The organism is Streptomyces sp. NPDC002867 (assembly GCF_053591895.1).
In genome coordinates, this window is the sequence record NZ_JBSFUR010000010.1 from 101,336 (window position 1) to 123,626 (window position 22,291).

General features: G+C 72.0%; 19 protein-coding genes and 1 pseudogene. 10 read left to right on the forward strand and 10 right to left on the reverse strand.

Going from position 1 to position 22,291, the window contains the following annotated elements:
- Positions 1-51: 51 nt before the first annotated feature.
- Both ACWD0A_RS12810 and ACWD0A_RS12815 read right to left on the reverse strand, forming a co-directional pair.
- The gene (locus ACWD0A_RS12810) at positions 52-1,167 is read right to left on the reverse strand and encodes an AI-2E family transporter (protein ID WP_451297371.1); all 1,116 of its coding nucleotides are present in this window, start codon (positions 1,165-1,167) and stop codon (positions 52-54) included.
- Positions 1,168-1,273: 106 nt separating this feature from the next.
- The gene (locus ACWD0A_RS12815; RefSeq protein WP_451297373.1) at positions 1,274-1,492 is read right to left on the reverse strand and encodes a hypothetical protein; all 219 of its coding nucleotides are present in this window, start codon (positions 1,490-1,492) and stop codon (positions 1,274-1,276) included.
- A 497-nt stretch (positions 1,493-1,989) separates the two neighbouring features.
- On the opposite strand from ACWD0A_RS12815, the gene ACWD0A_RS12820 reads away from it, so the two are divergent.
- On the forward strand, positions 1,990-3,171 hold the full coding sequence (locus tag ACWD0A_RS12820; RefSeq protein WP_451297375.1) for a hypothetical protein: 1,182 nt from the start codon (positions 1,990-1,992) through the stop codon (positions 3,169-3,171).
- A 129-nt stretch (positions 3,172-3,300) separates the two neighbouring features.
- Here ACWD0A_RS12820 and ACWD0A_RS12825 read toward each other — a convergent pair whose 3' ends face one another.
- The 3 genes from ACWD0A_RS12825 to ACWD0A_RS12835 all read right to left on the reverse strand — a co-directional run bounded on the left by ACWD0A_RS12825 (position 3,301) and on the right by ACWD0A_RS12835 (position 8,543).
- On the reverse strand, positions 3,301-3,501 hold the full coding sequence (locus tag ACWD0A_RS12825; RefSeq protein ID WP_451297377.1) for a hypothetical protein: 201 nt from the start codon (positions 3,499-3,501) through the stop codon (positions 3,301-3,303).
- A 182-nt stretch (positions 3,502-3,683) separates the two neighbouring features.
- A complete protein-coding gene (locus ACWD0A_RS12830; RefSeq protein WP_451297379.1) occupies positions 3,684-3,995 on the reverse strand; it encodes a hypothetical protein in 312 nt (103 codons plus the stop codon).
- Between the two features lie 192 nt (positions 3,996-4,187).
- Entirely contained in the window at positions 4,188-8,543 is a 4,356-nt protein-coding gene (locus tag ACWD0A_RS12835) for an HAD-IC family P-type ATPase (protein ID WP_451297381.1), read from the reverse strand.
- 361 nt (positions 8,544-8,904) lie between these two features.
- Between ACWD0A_RS12835 and ACWD0A_RS12840 the strand changes: the two genes are divergently transcribed.
- From ACWD0A_RS12840 to ACWD0A_RS12850, 3 genes and pseudogenes are all read left to right on the forward strand, one after another.
- Complete coding sequence (locus ACWD0A_RS12840; RefSeq protein ID WP_451297383.1) at positions 8,905-9,300, forward strand: hypothetical protein; 396 nt, start codon at positions 8,905-8,907, stop codon at positions 9,298-9,300.
- Positions 9,301-9,469: 169 nt separating this feature from the next.
- The gene (locus ACWD0A_RS12845; protein WP_307711626.1) at positions 9,470-9,703 is read left to right on the forward strand and encodes a hypothetical protein; all 234 of its coding nucleotides are present in this window, start codon (positions 9,470-9,472) and stop codon (positions 9,701-9,703) included.
- 216 nt (positions 9,704-9,919) lie between these two features.
- Positions 9,920-10,219, forward strand: a pseudogene (locus ACWD0A_RS12850) (aldehyde dehydrogenase family protein); the annotation flags it as partial.
- A 145-nt stretch (positions 10,220-10,364) separates the two neighbouring features.
- Here ACWD0A_RS12850 and ACWD0A_RS12855 read toward each other — a convergent pair.
- Entirely contained in the window at positions 10,365-10,718 is a 354-nt protein-coding gene (locus ACWD0A_RS12855; RefSeq protein WP_451297385.1) for an MmcQ/YjbR family DNA-binding protein, read from the reverse strand.
- Positions 10,719-10,820: 102 nt separating this feature from the next.
- Here ACWD0A_RS12855 and ACWD0A_RS12860 point away from each other — a divergent pair, with 102 nt between their 5' ends.
- Positions 10,821-12,902, forward strand: a complete 2,082-nt coding sequence (locus tag ACWD0A_RS12860; protein ID WP_451297557.1) for a DUF4139 domain-containing protein — start codon at positions 10,821-10,823, stop codon at positions 12,900-12,902.
- An 8-nt stretch (positions 12,903-12,910) separates the two neighbouring features.
- Positions 12,911-14,473, forward strand: coding sequence for a mucoidy inhibitor MuiA family protein (locus ACWD0A_RS12865; RefSeq protein ID WP_451297387.1), 1,563 nt, complete (start codon positions 12,911-12,913; stop codon positions 14,471-14,473).
- Positions 14,474-14,660: 187 nt separating this feature from the next.
- Here ACWD0A_RS12865 and ACWD0A_RS12870 read toward each other — a convergent pair whose 3' ends face one another.
- From ACWD0A_RS12870 to ACWD0A_RS12885, 4 genes are all read right to left on the reverse strand, one after another.
- Entirely contained in the window at positions 14,661-16,259 is a 1,599-nt protein-coding gene (locus tag ACWD0A_RS12870) for a solute symporter family protein (protein ID WP_451297389.1), read from the reverse strand.
- Positions 16,256-16,675, reverse strand: coding sequence for a DUF485 domain-containing protein (locus ACWD0A_RS12875; protein WP_451297391.1), 420 nt, complete (start codon positions 16,673-16,675; stop codon positions 16,256-16,258). Before ACWD0A_RS12875 ends, ACWD0A_RS12870 begins: the two co-directional genes overlap by 4 nt.
- A 362-nt stretch (positions 16,676-17,037) precedes the next feature.
- Positions 17,038-17,688, reverse strand: a complete 651-nt coding sequence (locus ACWD0A_RS12880; RefSeq protein WP_451297393.1) for a TetR/AcrR family transcriptional regulator — start codon at positions 17,686-17,688, stop codon at positions 17,038-17,040.
- A 115-nt stretch (positions 17,689-17,803) separates the two neighbouring features.
- A complete protein-coding gene (locus tag ACWD0A_RS12885; RefSeq protein ID WP_451297395.1) occupies positions 17,804-19,102 on the reverse strand; it encodes a PucR family transcriptional regulator in 1,299 nt (432 codons plus the stop codon).
- 182 nt (positions 19,103-19,284) lie between these two features.
- On the opposite strand from ACWD0A_RS12885, the gene ACWD0A_RS12890 reads away from it, so the two are divergent.
- The 4 genes from ACWD0A_RS12890 to ACWD0A_RS12905 all read left to right on the forward strand — a co-directional run bounded on the left by ACWD0A_RS12890 (position 19,285) and on the right by ACWD0A_RS12905 (position 22,277).
- Positions 19,285-19,428, forward strand: coding sequence for a hypothetical protein (locus ACWD0A_RS12890; RefSeq protein ID WP_451297397.1), 144 nt, complete (start codon positions 19,285-19,287; stop codon positions 19,426-19,428).
- 5 nt (positions 19,429-19,433) lie between these two features.
- On the forward strand, positions 19,434-20,714 hold the full coding sequence (locus ACWD0A_RS12895; RefSeq protein ID WP_451297399.1) for an ABC transporter substrate-binding protein: 1,281 nt from the start codon (positions 19,434-19,436) through the stop codon (positions 20,712-20,714).
- Positions 20,715-20,872: 158 nt separating this feature from the next.
- On the forward strand, positions 20,873-21,481 hold the full coding sequence (locus ACWD0A_RS12900; RefSeq protein WP_451297401.1) for a carboxymuconolactone decarboxylase family protein: 609 nt from the start codon (positions 20,873-20,875) through the stop codon (positions 21,479-21,481).
- Positions 21,474-22,277: an SDR family NAD(P)-dependent oxidoreductase gene (locus ACWD0A_RS12905; protein WP_451297403.1), complete on the forward strand. Its 804-nt coding sequence runs from the start codon at positions 21,474-21,476 to the stop codon at positions 22,275-22,277. The genes ACWD0A_RS12900 and ACWD0A_RS12905 overlap by 8 nt, the downstream gene beginning before the upstream one ends.
- Positions 22,278-22,291 lie beyond the last annotated feature (14 nt).

Below are 22,291 nucleotides of genomic sequence, written 5' to 3' on the forward strand. Positions count from 1 at the left end.
TGAACACCTTGAAACAACGGGCCCTGCTTCACCAGGTCTCGATCGGGGCGGCTACGACAAGACGGCGGCCCCTGCGGCCGGCTCGTCCGTCTCCGGCTCCTGCAACGGGTCGCCGAGCTGCTCGCGCAGGTAGTTCCAGACCACCGCGATCAGCGCGGCGACCGGTACCGCGAGCAGGCTGCCCACGACTCCGGCCAGGCTGCCTCCCAACGTCACCGCCAGCAGGATCACCGCCGCGTGCAGACCGAGCCCGCGACTTTGGATCATGGGCTGGAACACGTTGCCCTCCAGCTGCTGCACCACGACGATGACGGCCAGCACGAGCAGCGCGTCTGTCAGACCGTTCGAGACCAACGCGATGAGCACCGCGACCAGGCCGGCGAACAGGGCGCCCACGATCGGCACGAACGCCGATACGAACGTCAGCACCGCCAGCGGGAGCACCAGGGGTACTCCCAGAATCCACAGGCCGATGCCGATGAGGACGGCGTCGAGCAGGCCGACGAATGCCTGGGAACGCACGAACGCGCCCAGGGTCTCCCAGCCGCGCGCGGCCACGGTCGGGACGTCGGTGGCGAGCCGGCCGGGGAGCTGACGGGTGAGCCACGGCAGGAACCGCGGTCCGTCCTTGAGGAAGAAGAACATCAGGAAGAGCGCGAGGACGGCGGTGACCACACCGTTGAACACGGTGCTCACTCCTGTGGCGACAGCGGTGACCATGCTGCCGACGCTGTCCTGGACGCGGGCGATCGCGCTGTCGAGGGCACGGGTGATCTGGTCGTCGCCGACGTTCAGCGGCGGCCCGGCGGCCCACTCGCGCAGCTTCTGGATGCCTTCGACCACGCCGTCGGTCAGCTCCCCGGACTGGGACGCCACCGGCACCGCGATCAGCGCCACGATGCCCGCGGCGAACAGAAGGAACAGCACCGTCACCACCGACGCGGCCAGGGCGGGGTGCCATCCGCACCGGCGCAGGAAACGAGCCAGGGGCCACGTCAGTGTGGTGAGGAACAGGCCCACGATGAGCGGCCAGACGACCGACCACATCTGGCCCAGCAGCCAGAGGACCGCCGCGGCCATCACGAGGATCATCAGCAACTCACCGGAGACACGGGCCGAAGTACGGAGCGCGGCGCGGGTTCTCGTCGAACTCAGCGTGGCAGACATGAAGGTCACCTTATGGGTACTCCCGTCGCACCCCATGCACCGGTGACCGCAGCGAGCAGTGAGCCCGCACCCGAGGCGGCACCGCCTCGGGTCGAGGTACGCACGGTCAGGCCGGGCGGATCAGGTCCAGGCGTCCGCCGCCGCTTCCCCTGAAGCCGCTTGCGGACAGGGCCCGCAGCAGGGTCCTCCCGTCCTTGGCGGCCGCCATGAAGTACTGGTTCGTCTCGAAGTCGCAGGACTCGAAGTGGCTGGGGTCCGATGCCTGTTGGAAGCGCACGGAGCTGCCCCGGCCGCCGCGCACGACGCGCACGAGCGACTCGTCCACCTCGCGGATCCGGACCCGTACGACGTCCCCGCCGCCGTCACCCAGGGGGACCTCGACGGTGCGTACGTTCCTTTCGCTCCTCGGAGCGCCGTGCCGGTGGCGGTGGCCCGGACGTGGGTCCCGCCGGCGTCAACGCCGCGGTTCGACCGGCGCCACGGATGGCGGGCCGGAACAACAGTGGTGCTCACCATGGAGCTCCTCCCTCATTCGGGTGACGAGCTCCGCGGGCTGGTGGGAACGAGGCGGACGCTCGCGGGAGATCACGGCGATGCGAACGCGCCCTGGATGCGGGCGAGTCGGCGAAATCCGGTCCGGCCGTACGCGCCGGTCCGGAGACCGGCCCCGCCTTCCGGACCCGGTCCGTGCGGTGATCCACGTGCCCGCCCGCCCCCACATTCACCCAGGACATTTCCGGCCTGGTCCCCCTCGCCGTATCCCCCGCCGGGCATGCGGGACCATACTGGAGCCCGTCCTCGACCGCCCCACAGATCGCCTCCATGCCAAAGACCAGTAACTCCGTGACCGCCGCCCCCGACACGACGTGGCTGGGACACGGACGCCACCTCGGGCCCTCGCCCGAGCAGGACGTCCGGCGCAACCTCATCGCGCTCAAGGCCGCTGGGGTCATCGACGATTTCCTCGACCTCGCTCCCGCCGACGCCTTCGCAGGCGGTCCGAGCGGCCTCCCTCCCGCGCTCGACACCGCCGACAGCGCTGCCGCGCCCGATTCCTCCGTACGCCGCCTCTTCGAGGCCCGCTGGCGCGTGGACGGCGACGTCACCGTGCGTGCCCAGCTGACGACCTTCGACTCCCCGGGGCGGCCGCGTGACGGTCAGGCCGTCGCCTGGGCGCTGGCCGCGGAGGCGGAGCGGACCTGGGACCAGCGGTGGCCGTCCCCCGCCGCCATGTTCTGGCCCGACGACGACCGCATCGCCTGGGACCACGACGCCGTACCCGGCCCACGCCTGCGGACCACCAATCCGCTGCCGAGCGACGACAAGGAGATGCGCCGCCTCCTCAAGGACTGCGCCCGCAACAGCTGGAACATCCATGTCGTCGTCCACGAGGCGATGACCCCCGACGCGCGCGGCCGTCTGCCCCTCACGCCCTACCTGCCGCCGAGCCTGCGCCATCGAGTCGTGGAGCACCGGGCCGCGCCGGACCAGTTCCAGATCGTCAACTGGGCGGTGAAGGACCTGGAGGTACGGGTACCTCGGGGCGGTGCGGCGGTCCTGCCCACGGCGTCGGCGAGCCCGGAGTTCGACGCCGAACGCTTCGCCGTCCGCAGTGTCTTCCTGGACGGCTCGGAGCCGACGGAACTCGTCGAGAGGATCACGGCCTTCGCCGATCTGCCGCGGATCCTGACCGCCGGTGCGGAGCAGGCCCTCGACAGTCTTCGCCGCCGCTGGCATCTGCTCACCGTGGAGGAGGAGCTGGCCTACACCCGCGAACTCGTCACCAAGTACGCCGAGGCACTCGACGCCATGACCGCGTCCCGCGACCTGTACCGGGAGGCAGCCGAACTCGCCCGGGCCGCGCTGGCGGAGTTGACCGGATCGGAAAGCCTGCCGCTTCCGCGCTCCCCCGCGACCCGCAAGCCCGAGAACTCCCCGCGGAGCGTACTGACCAAGGCTCTGGGACGCTTCAAGGACGCATCGCGGCAGCACCCTCAGAAGTGACGGCCCCGTCGCGCCCGGGCGTTCGGCGCCGGGGTGCCAGACGCTCCGCCGGCGTGTCGTGGCCGCCGCCGACGTTCTGAGCCGTCGCTCTCCGGGGCGCGCGCCCGGAGGCCGGCCCAGGGGTGCGGGTCAGTCCTCCTCGTCCTTCTCCCGTCCCTTCAGGGGCTCCCCCGCGCCGGTGCCATGCGGGTCGTATCCCTCGGCGGCGCTTGCCGTGCCGGGCACGGTGCGTTGTCCGGCCTGCTGTTCGCGCCCCGAATGGGCGCCGGGACCGCGGTCGGCCCGATCGCCGCGGCGGGCCTTTCGCGGGTTCTCGTGCTTCTTCGTCATGGTCGTTCGTCCTTGTCGTGAAGACCGGCTCCGTGGAGATCGGGTCCGGCTCGATGAACGCCCCGCCGGTCGTGTGCGGCCGGTACCGCCGGCGAGCGCGCCAAGGCCGGCACCGCACCGCCCGCCGGTGCGCCGGCTGAGCGGACGGTGATCCGACATGCGCTCCGGGGCGATCCCGCCCATCAGAACGGCGGATCGCCGCTGCCCTCGATCACCAGGAGGCCGGCGTCGAAGCTGCGGCGGCTCACGACGAAATCACCGACACGGCCGTCGGGCATCCGCAGGTGGCGCTCGGCCGCATGCATCACCGTGTCGGCAACCTCTTCGTCCCTGACCTCGAGCCTGCCGTTCCAATCGGCCGCGCCCTCGACCCACGCCTCGGTCGGGCCGAACGCCGCCACGTGCCGCTGCTCGACCCACGAACGCAAGTCTGCTTCCGCCGGATACTCGGTGCCGTCGGCGATCACCGTGACGTCGCCTCGGTAGACGTCCATACGCCCAGTGTGCGCCGCCTCGCGCCGCCACGCCTCACGCAGCCCTGGGAACCCACGCCGGACGCAGGCCATCACCCCTGGATCGCCCCCGGCCACGATCCGTTGCCCTGCACGACCGTACGCACGAACCGGCACAGTGCGTCGCCGACCTGACGTCCCGAAGACGTTGTCGTGGCCGGACCCCCCGCAACGTCAGCGGGCGCCCGGTCGCTGTGCCGGCTTCGGGGGCCGGACACGAAGCCGCCCGTCGGCTGTCCGCCGCGGATCCCGTCCTGCCTCCTCGCCCGGCGGCTGCGTGGCCGGGGAGGCGGGCCGGTCGGTCTCCGTCCCCTGCTCGGCTGCCGCCTGCTCGGTCATCGACGAGATGAGCGGGGACAGGACCATGCCCAGGAGGGAGGCCGCGGTGATCGCGCCGAGGGCGATACCCCAGGCGACGGGGCCGAGAGGTGTGCAGCCGAAGAAATGGCTGATGCCAGGAGTCTGGATGATGGCGACGAGCACGGCCGCGGAACCGAGCCCCGCCGCCAGGACGTTGCGGTCGGTGCCGCCGGTGACGAGGGTCTGGGCGAGCTGGGTGCCGACGACGGCGGCGAGAGCGACGGTGCCGGCTCGCCGTGCCCGGCCGGTCAGGCGCGCGGCACCCCAGGCCAGGGCCGCACCGGTCGCGGTGACGGCGCCGCGCAGCAGCATTTCGTGGGTGAGCGCGGTGCCGAGGGAGCGGTGCGGGCCCTCTTTGAGGAGCCGTTCGCCGGCTTGGCCGGCTGGTTCGCGTACGGCGATGGCGAGGGAGGGGGCCAGATCGGTGAGCAGGTTGACCAGCATGATCTGGCGGGCGTTGAGGGGGGTGGTGCCGGTGAGGGCGGAGATGAGGACGCTGAACGTGACTTCTCCGAGGTTCCCTCCGATGAGGATGCCGAGCGCGGCGCGGACGGAGGCCCACATGGCCCGGCCCTCCATGAGGGCCGCGACGATGGTCTCCAGGCGGTCGTCGCTGACCACGAGGTCGGCGGCGGCGGTCGCGGCAGGTGTGCCCCGGCGGCCGAGTGCGATGCCGATGTCGGCGAGCCGGATGGCGGGCGCGTCGTTGGCTCCGTCGCCGGTCATGGCGACGACGCGGCCGAGGCGCTGGTACGCCTGGACGATGCGGACCTTGTGGTGGGGGCTGCAGCGGGCGATGACGTTCACGTGGGGCAGGAGTTCGTCCAGGGCGTCGTCGTCGAGTGCGTCGATGTCCGGGCCGGTGCAGACCTTGGGTTCCGTGACGTCACTGATGGCGGAGGCGATGGCATCGGCGGTGGCGGGGTGGTCGCCGGTCAGCATGACGGTCTGGACGCCGGCCTCGTGCAGCCGGGCCGTGGCGGGTGCCGCGCTGGTGCGTACGGGGTCGGCGAGGGTGACGAAACCGAGAAACACGAGGTCGCGCACGGTGTCGTCGGTGAGGTCCTCGCCGGGGTCCATGCGGCGTTCCGCCACCGCGAGGACGCGGCGGCCGGCGCCGGCGAGCCTCTCGGCCACGGCGGTCAGCTCCCGGCCGGCCGCGTCGTCGAGGGGGGTGACGTCGCCGTGCGGCCGCCGACGGCGGGCGCAGCGGGTCAGGACGTTCTCCGGTGCGCCCTTCACGCTGAGCAGAGTGCCGTGGGCTGTGTGCCCGGTTGTCGCGTGGTAGGCGCGTGCGGGCTCGAAGGGAAGGGTGTCGCTGCGCCGCCAGCGGGGCGCCCCGAGGGATGCGGCGACTCGAGCCCGGCCGGCTCCCGCGGTCACGGCCCGGTCGGTCTGGTGGGCCATCGGTTCGGCCTGACGGGCGGGCGGGGTGGCGCGCAGTGCGGCGGCGAGAACTTCCTTGCACCGGGTGTCCAGCGCGTCGACGGGCAGGGCGCGGTCGCCGTCGCTGACGTCGGCGAGCTGAAGCTTTCCCTCGGTGAGGGTGCCCGTCTTGTCGAAGCAGAGCACCTGGGCGCGGCCGAGCGCCTCGATGGTGCGGGGGTTGCGGACCAGGGCGCCGGCGTCGGCCAGCCGCCGGGCGGCCGCCAGTTGGGCGGCGTTGACGAGGAAGGGCAGACCTTCGGGAACGGAGGCGACGGCGAGGTTGACCGCCGATGCGAGGTTCTCGGTCAGGGGTCGTCCGTGCAGAACGCCGGACAGGGCCACCGCCGCCGCGGAGCCGAGGGCGATGGGCAGGCTGGAACGTGTGAGGGAGGTCAGCCGGGCCTCCACGCCCGTCTCGGGTGCGGCCTGCCGGGCCGTGGCCAGGCTGCGGCCGACTTCGGTGGCGGCTCCGACGGCGACCACGACGGCGACCGCCCGGCCGGCCGAGACGGTGGTGCCCTCGTACAGCATGGAGCGGCGGCCGGTGAGGTGGGCCGAGACCACGGGCGCGGGGTCCTTCCCCACGGCGAGGGACTCGCCGGTGAGTGAGGACTCGTCGACTTCGAGGCCTTCGGCTTCCAGAAGCCGGCAGTCCGCGGGCACGACGTCCTCGGGCAGCAGCACGACGATGTCGCCGGGTACCAGGTCTCCGGCGGTCACCAGCCGTTCGCGGCCGCCTCGGCGTACCCGGGCGCCGATGGCGGAACGGGCGAAGAGTTCCGCGAGGGCGCGCTCGGTGCGTACCCGCTGGACGCCGCCCACCAGCGCGGACGTTCCGGTGATCGCGGCGACCAGCGCGGCGTCGGTGCGCGAACCCACCGCCATGGCCAGCGCGGCGCCGGCCGCGAGGACGGGGGTCAGCGGGTTGGCCAGCTCCTCGACGAATGCGTGCGGCAGGCTCAGTTTCGGCGGCTCGCCCGTCGGGGAGTCGCTGCGCCGCGCGTCGGCCTCGTCCGCGGACAGTCCCTCACCTCGGGTGCGCAGACGTTCCAGTACACGGTCCACCGGCATCAGGTGCCAGGGGGTGGTGGCCACGGGCGGAGTCATGGGGCGGGCCAGCAGTTGCCGGGCGCGCCAGACGCCGAGGCAGAATGCCACGCTGCCGGCGGTGTTGCTCACGGCCATGGCCCGTGCGGTCGCCCGTGGGCCCGCGGACTGCAGGGCGGCCACCGCGCCGATGCCGCCGGCGCCGGTGGCCAGATGGTGACTGTCGCGGTCCACCAGGGCGGCCGTGCCGACCGCGTCCACGATCATGCCTGCCGCCTCGAGGTCCGTCCCGACCAGGAAGTGGGCTCCCCAGGGTGTGTGCGCGTCGCCGCTGTGGACGCCGACCGCGCAGTCTGCCGTGCCCAGCGCCCGTCTGTGGCCGGAGATGAGCAGAACCACGGCCCCCTCGGCCTGAAGGGTGCGTACGGATGCGGGCAGGCGGTTGCCCGCCGGCACGATGGTGTCGGCGAACGAGTACCCCGGGCGGTCACGGTCGGAGGCCACCACCACGCGGGCGCCCGCTCGGCGGGCAGCCGCCGCGACGGCCTCGGCCCCCGGGGCGGACCGGGTGGCCAGGCCCGCGACCGCGAGCAGTCGCCTGCCCTTGGCCAGGCCGAGCACCTTCTCGCTGCCGTGGCGCCGCAGCCGGTCCTCGGCCCGCCGACCGCTGGGGCCTGCCAGGTCCAGTTCGGACAGCGGGCCCAGCACCCATCCTTCCGCTCTGGTCACATGCAGGGGCCGGTCCGGGTCGAACAGAGCGAACAGCCGCTCCGACACCTGTCGCGGGTCGGCGCCGCCCAGCAGCTCGAGGTCGACCGGTTCGTACTGGTTGCCGCGCAGCGCGTCCTCGTCGAGGACGATGGTGTTGACCTGTCCCAGCCGACGCAGCGCGCTGCGGTCCATCGTGACGACGCCGCGCAGCGCCAGATGCCTGCCGAGTGTGGTGGCGAAGCCCTCTCTGCCGGCGCCGGGCGCCTTGGGAACCGATGCCAGGGCGACGGCGAGGGCGCGCCGGGGGCCGGCGAAGGGCAGCAAGGCGAGGCCGGACAGGGCGCCGGCGGCCATGGAGGTCTCCGCGTAGCGGTCTGCCCCGTCCTGCGGCAGCGGGCCGGGCCGCTCGCGCATCACCGCTTCGGCCGACGCCTCCTCCGGACTGCGCACCAGTCGCGGTTGCGCCTCCTGCCAGGCCGTGCGTTCGGCATTGGCCTCCCGCCATCCCGCGAGGCGCTGGAGGACGTCGAGCGCGATACCGCCGCCACGCGTCGCCACACCCTGCACCAGGGCGGTGACCACGGGAAGGACCGAATCAGCCCGCTCCGTCGCGCCGTCCAGCCCCTCGATCAGGTGGCGCAGCCGCGGGTGGTGCTGCACGGCGCCGGTCACGGCCGCCACCTCGGGCGGCAGCGAGAACCACGGAGCGATCCGGCGAGCCGTCGCGATGCCCAGTCCCACCGCATCGGCGGCCAGGGCCGACATCGACGCGGAAGGCGTGCCCTCGGCCGGATGATGCGGCTCCGGCCGCCACTCGTCGAACGCCTCCGCGTCCGCCGCGTGGTCGCCCTCCGCGCGCTCCACGCGTTCGACCAGCTCGCGCTCGGCCGGTGGCGGCGACGCGACGGCGACCACCACCCGCTCGGACGGAGCGTTCACCCGCGCCCACAGCACACCGGGGTGTTCCTCCAGTGACCGCTCCACCCGACGCGTGACCCTCGCGCCCTCGGCCCCGTGGACCCCGTGCACCTGGATGTAACAGCGTCCGGGGCACCATGACACCTCACGGCTCGCCGGACCCAGCAGATACCCGACCAGGCCCGCAGCCCCCCGCACACCTGCCGCGACCCCGGACACCACTCCGGACGCGAGCGGCCCCAGCAAGGGTGTTCCCCACAACGGTGAAGCCGGCTGGGGCGACATGGGCCGTACCTCCCTCCACCGGAGCGCTTCCCTGCGATGAACCCGACGAATCCCAGTCTGATCCAGACTATGAGACGCGGCATTCGGGGAATACGTGCCTATATGTCTCCGGCGGACCGAAAACTCTAGCGAGGTGAGAGTCGTGACCGCCATGACGAACCCCAGCGAACACCCCTCCGCTCCGGGTGAGGACACGGCCCCCGGAGGGCAGGGAATCTCCCCCGACCAGCAGGAGTCAGGCCGGTCCCAGCGCTCGATCACCCTCACCGTTCCCTCGCTGGACCGCGTGGCGAACGGTGCCCTCAACGCGGCCCTGCTGCCTGTGGCCGTCGCCCGCCAGGTGCTGCCCGCCAAGCGTGGGCTTCCCCTCTACGTCGGTCTCGGCGTCCTGGGGGCCGCGGATGTCATCGAATGGCCCGTGGCCATCGGCATCGGCATCGGGTACGCCGTCCTGCGCCGTGGCGGGAGCGTCCTCGCCGGGCCGCCGCGTCCGCAGGATCACACGCCGCCCAGGTTCGGAACCGAAGCGGCGGCATGAGGGCGAGGTGCTCGAGCGGCGCGCGGTCCCGGTCGGTTTCTGTCCCCGGCGGACGGCCGGTCGATGACAGCACGCATGGCGCATACCGAACGCCGGGACGGTTACCCGGAGGCCGAGCACCGGCGGACGTGCTCCTTACCCATCCACGAAACCGAAAGGCGGGCCCACCATGGCGAGCAACACCGAAGCCGGCGGGGTCACCGGTACCAAGGACAAGGACTACAACCTGGTCTGGTACGTCGAGAACTGCCTGAGCAACGCCCTGCGACTGGAGACCTACATCCAGGACGCGGAACGCGAGAGCGACTCCGAAGTCGCGGAGCTCTTCCGCAAGGCCCAGGCCGACAGCCGTAAGGGAGCCGAGCTGGGCAAGCAGCTGCTCCGCAGCCGTATGGGCAGCTGACGGTCGCGCCGCAGGCTGCCCGGCCTCGCCGGCGGCGGGCCGGCCGTCATCCGGGCCGGTCGACTGGTTCTGGCCCACCGATGACCGGGCTCCCGTGGAGCCGGAGGACGGGAGCGCGTCGTCGTTCGCTCATACCGGTCGTGCCAGACCCTTGAGTGCCCGTTCCGCTGTCTCGTCGACAGGCCCGACGGCCTGCACCGACAGCAGGATGTGGTGGTCGAGCTGATCGCCGACCTGCTTCCGCCGGGCGTGCTCAACGTCGTGAACGGCTTCGGCGTGGAGGCGGGCAAGCCGCTCGCCTCCAGCTCGCGCGTGGCCAAGGCGGCGTTCACCGGTGCCCGAACGTCTTCCTGCCCGACGTCATGGCCGACGACGACTTCCTGGACAAGGCCGTCGAGGGCTTCGATGTTCGCGTTCAACCAGGGCGAGGAGTGCACCTGCCCCTCCCGTGCCCTGATCCACTGGTCGATCCACGTACGACTCGGTCGACGAGCACTGAAGATCGCCAACGCGCACGCGCCGAAGAAGCCGGGCTTCTTCTAGAGGCATGCGAATAGAGGCATGCGAAACGGCGCCTGACGTGGGCTTTTGCCCGTCAGGCGCCGCCCTGACCGACGCGGCCGACTCCTGCAGGGAACTGCTCGACGAGACGGTTGTCCCGCTATGCCGGGGGCGCGAGGTCGGCGTGGGCTCTGAGCAGGCCGGGCGGAGCCGCCTGGCGCCAGGAGTCGACGACGATCGCACGGAGCTCATCCGCGTCGTCGAGGGCGGCCAGGCGCACCCGCACCCAGGCGAAGGACGCCTCGTGGTCCGCGACCCAGAACTTCTCGGGCTCAGCGAGGACCAGCTCGTCACGCTCCTCCTTGGGGCATCGGACGGCCATCGACGTCTCGTCGTCGGGCAGGGTCAGGAACATCTTCCCGGCGACACGGAAGGTGGGCATGGACCAAGCCTCCTTCTCGGTCGTCTCCGGCAAGGCGAGGGCGAGCTCACGGACTTCGTCGGACGTGCTCATGCCCCGACCGTACGACGAGCCACCGACATCGGGCGCCGACGCGGACGCCGGACCGCTCGGGCGTAGGATCCGCTCAGCATGGACGCGGCGGGGGCGGAGCACATGACGGCGGAGACAGCACACAGGTGGGGGTCGACCCTCGATTCGGTCGTGGTGTACGCGCAGGGCGCGGTCTGCCGCCGCCTGGCTCGTGGCAGCGTGCCGCCGGACGGCCGGGTGAGGGTGACGGGACTGCCCCGCTCGCTGGATCCCGGCTCACTGCGGGCCCGTGTCCTTCGCACCGCCCGGGTGCGCGTCACCGAGGTACGGGTGGAGGTCGAAGCCGAGCCCCTCGGCTCCGGCACGCCCGACGACTTGCGACGCGAGGTCTCGCGGCTGCGCGACGCGTACGCGGCGGCGCAGGGGCGCCGGGACCGGCAGCTGAGCCTGATCGAGGAGGTCGGGGCTCTGCGCCCGGTCCCGCCTGCCCGCAGACGCGAGGACCCGCACCGCCGCACCCCGGTCGACGCGTGGCTGACGCTCGCCGACTTCGTCGACGAGCGGCTGACAGGACTGCACACGCGCCTCGTCGAGCTGGAGGAGGCGCTGCACCGCGTCGAGCACGAGCTCACCGTCTCCGCGGACAGGCTCGCCCGCGCCTCCACCGACGCACCGTCAGCGCACGTGGAGACCACGGTCTCCGCGGTCCTGACCCTCGACGGCACCGGTGACACGGAAGTGGAGCTGGAGTACGGGGTACCGGGCGCCGTCTGGGTGCCGGCCTACCGTCTCACCCACCGTCAGGGCGACGGCAGCGGCCGTCTGGTGCTGCGCGCTTCGGTCGCCCAGCGCACCGGCGAGGACTGGACCGGCGTGCGCATCGCCTTGGCCACCGCCGACCTGCGGCGCCGCACCGACCTGCCGAGGCTCCGCTCGATCCGGATCGGACGCCGTCAGCCTGCCCCCACGCCTTCTGGCTGGCGCGAGCCTCCGGCGGGGCTCGCCGACCTGTTCGCCGGGTACGACTCGGCGGGCCCTCGCCCTGCCACGACCGGCGCACCCGCGGTTGTCGGGGCCGGCTCGGTGCCCGTGGCTGCCGCGGGCGGCTCCGCGTCCGGCCCTGTCCCGCCACCGCCGCCACCGCAGGGCTACGGCGGGCTGCCCGCCGCGCTCCCGGTGCCCGGCGACGCGGGCATCGCTCCCCCGGAGGTCTTCGGCGGAGCGATGCCCGCCCCCGCGCAGCCGGTCCGATCGCGTCCGAGCGGCAGGCCGGGTGCCGGCGGCAGGCCCTTCGCGGCGCCCGCCCCCATGGCACCCGCGGCTCCTGGCGGAGCCGCGCCGCCGCCCCCTCCGGCACCGATAGCAGGTCCGCCACAGCCGAGCGACGCCGAACTCGACTACGCCGCCCTTGTCCTGTGCGGCCCCGACGAGCAGGGCGGTCGCAGAGGCCGGCTGTTTCCCGACTCTCCTATCGACGCGGTGGCGGCCGAGTACCGCCGCCGCGCCGAGGCGGTGGCCGTGCTGCCGCTGCCCGGGCACGCCGTGCGGCCCCGCGAGTCGGCGGGTTCCTTCGACCACCGCTTCGATGCCGCCGCGCGCGCCGACATTCCGTCGGACGGGACCTGGCACACCGTCACCGTCGGCGAGATCCCGGTCGGCCTGCGCATCGAGTACGTGTGCGTTCCGTCCGTGGAGCAGACGGTGTACGCGACGTTGGTGCTCTCCAACGCCACCGACCAGGCTCTGCCAGCCGGCCCGGTGGAGGTCACCGTCGGCGACGACTTCCTGCTGACCGCCGCACTGCCCACGCTCGCCCCGGGCGGTGTCCGCCGGGTGGGGCTCGGGCCTGCCGAGGGGATCCGGGTCACCCGCCGTACGAACCTCCACGAGTCGACCTCGGGCCTGCGCAACAACACCACCGTGCTCGACCACCGCGTCCACGTGGAGCTGGCCAACCGGCTCGCGAGGCCCGTCACCGTCGAGGTCCGCGAGCGGGTGCCGGTCACCTCCGAACCGGACGTCCGCATCGTGGAGCGGGCCGACTGGACGGCACCCGAGGAGGGCGCGGGGCCCGAGCACCATGCCCCGGGCACCCGCGTCCGGCGGGTGGACCTGCCCGCCGGCGGCACCGCCGTCCTCGACGGCGGCTACGAGATCCGCATCCCGGCCGGCAAGACCCTGGTCGGCGGCAACCGCAGGAGCTGACACACGGCATGTCCACGGCCCCGAAGCCGATCGCCCTCCCCGTCACCGCCGTCACCTGCCTGGAGGACCGTGCCCACATCGAGCGCGCCATCGTGCTCGACCTGGAGGCCGGGGTCCAGCGGCTGCGTCTCGGGCCGGTCAGTGCGCTGGCCGTCGACCGCACCCTCCATGCCGAGCTGACCGCCGATCACCCGGCGACCGTGCTCGACGCGCGGATCGTCCGCAGCTGGACGCCGCGCGGGCCGCTGCCGTCCACCGACGACGACTCGGCCCTGCGCCGCCGCGTGCACACGCTCGAAGAGGAACGGCTCGCCCTGGGGCGGCGACGCGATCGGCTGCACGCCCGCCTCGACCTGCTCGGCCGTCTCGCCGCCGATCTGCTGCGGGAGATCGGTGAAGGCGCCGGCTCCGGGGAGACCGAAGTGGCCCGCTGGACCCGCGAACTGGACCGGGTGGACCACGAACGCGACTCGTACGGCGAGCAACTCCGCACCGTGGAGGCCCGGCTGGCCGACCTCGCTGGCGAACTCGGGGAGGCGCAGCGGGCCCTGGGCCTCTCCGAGGAGGAGCCCGCCGAGCTGGTCGGCCATCTCGAACTGACCGTGGAGGCGGCGGTCGCCGGACCGGTCGGGCTGCGCCTGAGCCACCTCACCCCGTGTGCGCTGTGGCGGCCCGCCTACCGGGCCGTGCTCGACGGTGACTCCCTGACGCTGGAGACCGACGCGATGGTCTGGCAGCGCACGGGCGAGGACTGGTCGGACGTACGGCTGACGTTGTCGACGGCACGGTCGGCACTGGCCACCGATCCCCCGCGGCTGGGCGAGGACCGGCTGACGCTCAGGGACCGCTCGGCCGCGGAGCGCCGCACGGTCGACGTCGAGCTGCGCGAGGAGGAGATCGGGGACCTCGGCCCCGCCCCGGTGCTCGGGCTTCCGGGGGTGGACGACGGCGGCGAGGCGCGCGTGCTGCACTCTCCCGCACCGGTCTCCGTGCCCGCGGACGGCCGCGCCCACCGTGTGCCGCTCTCCGTCTTCACCGCGGCCGCGAGCAGCGAGTACGCCTGCTCACCCGAGCTGTCCCCGCTGGTCACCCAGGTGGTGCGGTTCGACAACGTGTCCGGACATGCGCTGCTCGCCGGGCCCGTGGACCTGGTCCGCGGCAGCGGATTCAGCGGCCGCGGCACGCTGGACTTCGCCGCCCCGGGTGCCCCCGTCGAGCTCGCCTTCGGCAGCTCCGACGACTACCGGGTGGTCCGGCAGGCCGAGGAGACCCGCGACTCCGCCGGAATCACCCAGCGGACCGTGGTCACGCGCACGGTCCGGCTGCACCTGTCCCGTTTCTCCGCTCCCGGGGAGAACGGCGAACGGGTGGTCGTCCTCCGGGAGCGCATCCCGGTCTCCGAGGTCTCGGCGGTGGAGGTACGCCTGCGCAAGGAAGCCTGCTCCCCGGCGCCCGACGTGGTCGACGCCGAGGGCATCGCCCGCTGGGACGTCACCCTTGCGCCCGGCAGCCGCCGCACGGTCACCCTGGTCTACGAACTGTCGGCGAGCGCCAAAGTCGCCGGGCTCTGAGTTCGGAAGGGGGCGCTGGACCGGGCCGTGCGCCGCTTCGCGCCGCCCTCCATGCGGCCTTCGTCGCGTGGGACCTCCTTACCGGCCGGGCCGCCCGTCTCCCCGGCCCCTTCCCCATCACCGCAAGAAGGAGTCCGGCCCGGCCGTTCACGCGGCGGGGCCGGAACCCAAGACCTTCACGATCCTTCTAGGCGGAGGTGTCGTCCGCGCCCGTGAGCGTGTGCAACTCGAGCGCGGAGTACGTGGCCTGCTCCGGCCTGTCCCTCCCCAGCACCGAGCCCAGCCACCCCAGGAGGAAGCCCAGGGGGGCGGAGACGATGGTGGGGTACTGCAACGGGAACAGGTTGAAGTCCATGTCCGGGAACAGCGCGGTGGGGGCTCCCGACACCGCCGGGGACAGCACGGCCAGGATCACCGAGGAGACCAGTCCGCCGTAAATGCTCCACAGCGCGCCGGTGGTGGTGAAGCCGCGCCAGTACAGGCCGTACAGCAGCGCGGGAAGAACGGCGGAAGCCGCGACGGAGAACGCCAGCCCGGCGGCGAAGGAGACGTTGAGGCGCTCGGCGAGCAGGGCCAGGCCCACCGCCGCGCAACCGATCAGCACGACCGCCCAGCGGGCCACCAGCAATTCCTTCTCCTCGGTCGCGCGTCCTCGCTTGAGCACCACACCGTAGATGTCGTGCGCCACGGACGTCGCGGCGGCGAGGGCGATGCCCGCAACCACGGCCAGGATCGTGGCGAAGGCCACGCAGGCCATGACGGTGAGCATCCACGACCCGCCGAGGGAGTGGGCGAGCAGCAGGGTGGCCGTGTTCCCCGAGGGGCTCCCGGCGAGGATGGTCTCCGGGCCGAGCACCGCCGCGGCGCCGAATCCCAATATCCCCGCGGTCACGCAGAACACGCACGTCAGAACCGCCGTCCACTGCACTGAGCGCCGGGCAGCGCGCGCCGAGGGCACCACACACATGCGCATCAGGAGGTGCGGGAGTCCAGCGGCTCCGATCAGGGCTCCGAGCTGGAGACTCAGTCTGTCCAGCGTTTCCAGAGCGGTCCCCTGAGCGCGGGCGCCGGGCGCGAGGAAGTTCTCGCCGACGCCGCTGCGGCCGGCCGCGGTTCCCAGCATGTCACTGGGGTTCCAGCCGAACTTCGCCAGCACCAGCAGCGCCAGGAAGATGCTGGCGACCAGCAGGAGGGCCGCCTTGAGCAACTGCACGAGCGTCGCGCCGTGCATACCGCTGAGGGCCACGTAGATGATCATCAGGACGCCGAGGAAGACCATCAGGAAGTTCTGGGCCGCCTCACCGGACAGGCCGAGCAGGGGTGCCGCGAGCGCACCGGCTCCCACGAGTTGGGCGGTGAGGTAGAACAGCGAGATCACCAACGTGGCGAGGCCCATGGCCAGATGGACGGGCCGCGGCCGCAGCCGGCGCGCCAGCGCGTCGCCCACCGTGTAGTGGCCGGTGTTGTGGAACGGCTCGGCGACCACCAGCAGAATGACGGCCCAGACCACCACGGGCCCCACCAGGTACGGGATGCCGTCGAACCCGGCCAGTGCGATGAGCCCCGGAGTGCCGAGCAGCGTCGCCGCGGAGATGAAGTCGCCGAACAGGGCGATTCCATTGCGCGCGGAGGGCAGTTCGCGGCCGCTGATGAAGAAGCGGCGGGGGGTGTCGCTGTCCGCCGCACCCCACAAGGCGATGAGGATGACGCAGACGACGAAGACCGCGAAGACGATCAAAGTGGCTCCGTTGTGCGCGATCTGGGAAGAAAGCTGAGAGGCGCTCACCGACGCCTCCCTCTTGGTCGGAGGCCGCCCCGGACCCGCTCGGCCAGCGGATCCAGGGTGGTGTGGGCGTAACGCCCGTACCAGCGGCACACCAGGAGCGTGGTGACGCACTGCAGGAGCGCCAGGGCGAGCCCGATGTTCAGGTGGCCGACCAGCCTCACGGCCATCAGCCCGCCGGCCACGTTGGCCAGAAGGGCGTTGAGCAGATAGAAACCGACCACGGCGGCGGCAACCGGAAGGACCCTGGAGCGGCGCTCGGCGCGCAACCGCTCGACGTCCGCCGGAAGGTCCGGCTCCGCGTAGGACGGGTGCGCGTAAGGGGTGTGCGGGTGAGGGGTTTGCGAGTAAGGGGTTTGCGCGTGGGAACCGGGGGCGTATGAGCGCGGTCGCTCGTACGGCTCAAAGGGACTGGTCAAGACGACATCAACTCCTCTTGGCTGTATGCCGCGGCGAGGGCGAGGCGTCACCGCAGGGGCAGTCGACCGGGTCGGTGTCAGCCAGAGCACGGGCTCGGTGTCCGAGCCGTGCCGCAGTGATGTGCTCAGCCCTTGTGGATCCTGATCTACTCGGTCAGCGAGGGATGTCGACCACGATCCTCAGCTCACGGGCGGCCGCCGTGAGCCAGGGCGAACAAGTGAAAGACGACCGGACGGCATCGACAATGCCGAACGGCGTTCGGTTCGGGAGCCTAGAGGTCCCCGGCGCGCAGGACAAGACGTCGCCGGAGAGTCACGCTCCGTGTCCGCCCGAGGTTTGCCGCCGCGGTCTTGCGCGGCGATCAGTCCCCGGCCGGTTTCGGGGGTGCGGCGACGCGGGCGTGCAGTGCGGTGAGGCCGTCGAGGAACATCTCCAGGGCGAGTTCGAAGCTGTCCCGGTCGATCACACCTGCGCGGTCACGCAGGCGATGGGCCCCTGCCAGGTGCGGATAGCGCTCGACGTAGACCTGGACGTCGTCGTCGAACCCTCCGGCGAACGAACTCATCGCGGCCCCGAGCACCAGGTACTTGGTCGAGGCGCCGATCAATGTGGCATAACGCGGCGGCCAGCCGGCGCCCACGAGGCCGCCGTGAACGGCGTCGGCGCGCCGCAGGGAGGCTTCACGGCGAGCGGGGCCATAGGCCAGGAACGGGACGATATGGGGATGGGCGGCCAGCGCGGCGCGGTAGGACCGGGCCCAGGAGGCCACGCCGTGCCGCCAGTCGCCGGTCTCGAAGCCGGAGACGTCCACGTCCTCCATGATGGTGTTGGCGACTTCGTGGAGGACGTCGTCCTTGGTCTTGACGTGCTCGTAGAGCGAGGAGACCTGAACGCCGAGGTCCCGCGCGAGCCTTCGCATCGACAGCTCGGCAAGCCCGTCCTGGTCCACGATCGCCAGCGCCGTGGCGCAGATGCGCCCGCGACTGAGAATCGGCTTGGTCGGTCGGCCCACCGATGCACCCCCACACCGTGAGGCGCCACGGCCAGCGGCGCCCAGCTTCCGGGTTCACCTTACACCTACCACCAGTAACCGATCGCCGTTCGGAAGCCTCCGGATGGATTCCGGCTCACTGCACGTCCTCCGATTCCCCGGCCGCGTCGCGTATGGCGAGAGCGACCAGCAGTTCCAGCAGATCGGCGATCCGGCGTACGTTACGCCCGGTGCGTTCCTCGACGCGGCGCAACCGGTAGTGCGCCGTGTTGTGGTGCACCTGCAGCCGGTCCGCCGCCAGCCGCAGGTTCAGATCCGCCTCGGCGAACGCCCGTATCGTGGCCGCGAGCGCACCCCCGCGCCGGACGTCGTCATCAAGCATGGCGCTGATCCGCGGGTCGACCAGCTGACGGGCGATGTCGTCCGCGCGCAGGGCAAGGTACCGGAACGGAGACAGCCGCGGCAGCGCCGCCACCCCTCCCCCGCTGGGTACGAACTCCAGGGCGGCCCTGGCCTCCTGGTAGGCCCTCGGCAGCTCCGCCGCGCCCCCGGCCACCGTGCTGATCCCCATGGCCAGGACCGTCCCGTCCCTGGCCAGGTGCCGCTGCGCATCTTCGAAGCGCGCGCACATCTCGTCCGGATCGGTGCCTGCTGGCAGCACCGGCACGGCCACGACCTCGCCGTGCCGCACGACCACCAGGACTCTGGCGGCCCGCACGCCGGCGGCGGAGATCGCCGCGCTGGTGAGGTACCCGCGCTCGGCCGCCGTATCCGCTCCCTCGTGCGGGGCGCCGTCGGCGCCGACCGCCACGACCACCATCATCGGCACGTGCGCGCCGATGCCGTAGTCCTGTGCAGCGGCCAGGAGAGGCCCCCGGGTCGGCATGTGGCCCGCGAGCAGTTGCTCGAGCAGGTCCCTGCGCTCGCGGTCCGCGTCGGCCACGACGTGCTGGCGGAACTCCATGTAGGCCTGTGCTGCCTGGGTGGCGGCGAAGTCCATGTACCGCATCAACGGGGCGACCAGGGTGAGCACGGCATCCTGCCCGGCGGCCGACGGGCCCGCGCAGTCGCGCAGGGCCTCCCAGAAGACCTGCCGGCCGACCCGGAACGCGCTGATGTAGTCCTCCAGCGCGAACCCTTCGCGGGCCCTGCGCATCGCCGCCGCGCGACTGAAGGCGAGTTCCTCGGAGGCGAAGCTCCGCTCGCCCGCCAGCAGCGCCAGCTGGACCCGGTAGTGCGAGAGCACCTGGTGACGCACGTCCTCGAAGAAGTGCTCGTCCTGCGCCGCGTAGGCGGGGATCTCGGCGCGCATCACTGCAAGCGCGGACTCCGTCACCTGCTCCACGCGCGCCTTCACGGCGCACAGGATCCGCAGCCGCTCGCGGCGCAGTTGCTCGGTCAGGGGAGGCACACTCGGAACGATCGCGGGATGCATGGCGGGATCGTCGACGCCGAATCGTGACCCGTCAACAGGGCGGGGACCGGTTCTTCACGTCGGACTGTGCGCGGCACACAGTCCGGCGACCGCGAAGTTGAGTGCTCACACCCAATGCCCGCGCAGCCGGGGCCCTCCTACTGTGGCGCTCGCCCACGGGGCCCTGCTGAAAGGCGGTGCCCATGCTCGAGGTTGACGGCGCGCCCGACAGGGAGCCCTACGGCGTACGGCGCACCTCCGCCACACCTGCCGCCGGCCGGACCCCGCTTCCCCCACAGCCCGACCCCCAGCCCCTCACCGCACCGCCCACCACCGGAAAGGGATGATCCGGATGCGCCACACCACCGCCGTGCGGGCAGCCGCCGCGGGCATCGCCGCCCTGCTCACCGCCACCGCCTGCTCAGGTCAACGGGGACAGGACGATGCCGCCGCCTCGGCCGACGGCGCCTGCAAGGGCCAGCAGACCACGGGTATCACCGACAAGAGCATCAAGATCGGCGGCATCTACCCGATGTCCGGACCGGCCTCCGCCTACGGCACCATCAGCAAGGGTGTCAGCGCCTACTTCCAGTACGTCAATGCCGAGAAGGGCGGAATCGGCGGCCGCAAGGTCGAGTTCGTCGTCCGTGACGACGGATACCAGCCGCCGAAGGCAGTGGAGGAAGCCCGGCGACTGGTGGAGCGGGAGAAGGTCTTCGCGGTGTTCCAGACACTGGGAACAGCCTCCACCTCGGCCGTGAGGGACTATCTCAACCAGAAGAAGGTGCCGCAGCCGTTCGTGGCCACCGGCGCCTCCCTGTGGGGTACGGACACCCAGCACCCGTGGACCATGGGGTGGCAGCCCAACTACGTGGCCGAGTCACGGATGTACGCCGACTACCTCAAGAAGGAGAGGCCGAAGGCGAAGGTGGCCGTCCTCTTCCAGAACGACGACTTCGGCAAGGACCTGCTCGGCGGCTTCAAGCAGGCCGTCAAGGGCAGCGGCGTCGAGGTGGTCGCCGAGGAGAGCTACGAGGTCACCGACCCGTCCGTCTCGGCCCAGATGACCAGCCTCGCCCGCTCCGAGGCGGATGTGCTGCTGAACGTCACCACGCCCAAGTTCGGCAGCCAGGCCCTGGCCGCGGATGCGAAGAACCCCAAGTGGAACCCGCTGCACATCGTCAACAGCGTCTCGGCGTCGACGAGCGTGCTCAAGCCCGTCGGCTTCAGGAACGTGCAAGGCGTGGTCTCCGCCACCTACTTCAAGGATCCCGCCGACCCCCAGTGGGCCGACGACGCGGAGATGCGGACCTACCGGGCGGCGATGAGGAAGTACGCCCCGGACACCGATCCCTCGATCCAGTTCAACGCCTACGGCTGGGCCGTGGCCTCGAGCCTGCACAAGGCACTCGACGCCATGGAGTGCCCGACGAGAGAAGGACTGAGGGACTCCATCCAGAAGCTCGAGGCCGTCGAGGTGGGCATGCTGCTCCCCGGTGTCACTCTGATCACCGGCCCCCAGGACCGGTTCCCCATCGAGACGATGCAACTCGTGCGCTTTCAAGGGGAACGATGGGTCCTGTTCGGGGAACCCCTCGACACCCGGAAGAAGTTCGGCCCCGTCACCGGCTGACGTCCGGCCGACGGGGAGGGACGGCTTCGCGCACACCGGCCGGCCCTCCCGGTCGCCCGCGGACCTGCCACGCCCGTCCGCACCACACGCCCACACCACCGCGACGTACGCACCCGCCCCCCTGGTGTTCCGGGTAGGCACCTCACCTTGGAGACTCCATGCCGGAGCAACACCCTGTACGGCACGGCCACGCCCTCCCGCGGGTCGTGCCCCTGCCCGAGAACGACTGGGACACGCGGACCCGTCACCTGCTGGCCGCGGTGCCGCGGGACCCGGGGGGCCGGGTTCCGAACATCTTCACCACTCTCGTGCGTCATCCCGAGCTCTACGAGCAGTTCATGCCCTTCGGAGGTCAGCTGCTCCGCCGGGGCCGGCTCTCGGGAAGGTTCCGTGAACTGCTGATCCTGCGCACCTCGTACAACACCGGCGCCCCGTACGAGTGGGGACGCCATGTCCCCCTGGCCAAGGCGTCGGGCCTCACCGACACGGACATCGACCGCATCGTCCAGGGCCCGGAGGCCGACGGGTGGACCGCCCTCGAAAGGAGCCTCATCCGGGCCGCGGACGAGCTGAACCGCGACGCGCGGCTCTGCGACGCCACGTGGGAGGCCCTGGCCGAGCACTTCGGCGACGCGGAGATGATCGAGATCACCATGCTCGTAGGTCAGTACCACATGGTGGCGTTCTTCCTGAATTCCGCCGGTGTGAAGCTTGACCCCGGCTTTGACAGCGCAGGCCCTGTGGAAAGGAAGGCTGACGATGAGTGAGGCGGAACCGGACCGCGCCGCCCGTCGGCTGGCAGGCCGCAGGGTACTGGTGGTCGGCGCGGGCACCCGTCCCGACGACGCCCCGCAGGCGCCCGTAGGCAACGGCCGGGCGATCGCCGTTCTCGCCGCCCGCGAAGGTGCGGACGTGGCCTGTGCCGACGTCGTCGGCCCGGCCGCCGCCGTGACCGCCGACCTGGTCACCGCCGAGGGTGCCCTGGGTGTTCCCGTGGTCGCCGATGCCACGGACGCGGAGCAGTCGGCCGCCATGGTCGCCGAGACGGTCCGCAGGCTGGGCGGGCTGGACGCACTGGTGGTCAACGTGGGCATCGGCCTCGGCACCGGACTGGCGGGCTCGTCACCCGAGGAATGGGACGACGTTCTCAGCCTGAATCTGCGTGCGCCCTTTCTGGCCGCCAAACACGGCCTGCCGTCCATGGCTGATGAAGGTGCCGTCGTCTTCATCGGGTCGGTCGCCGGACTGCGGGCCGCGACCGGCTCTCCCGCCTACGACACCTCCAAGGCCGGCCTCTACGGGCTGACCCGCCATGTGGCGAGGGAGGGAGCGGCACGAGGCATCCGCGCCAACCTGGTCGTCCCCGGCCTCGTCGACACGCCCATGGGCCGCCACGCATCGGCGAACCGGACCTCCCGGGCCTCCTCCTTCGCCCGCATTCCGCTCGGCCGTCAGGGCACCGCCTGGGAGGTGGCAGAGGCCGTCACCTTCCTGCTCTCCGATCGGGCCTCCTACATCACCGGCCAGAGCCTGGTGGTGGACGGCGGTCTCACCGCGGCGTGAAACGCCGGGTACCA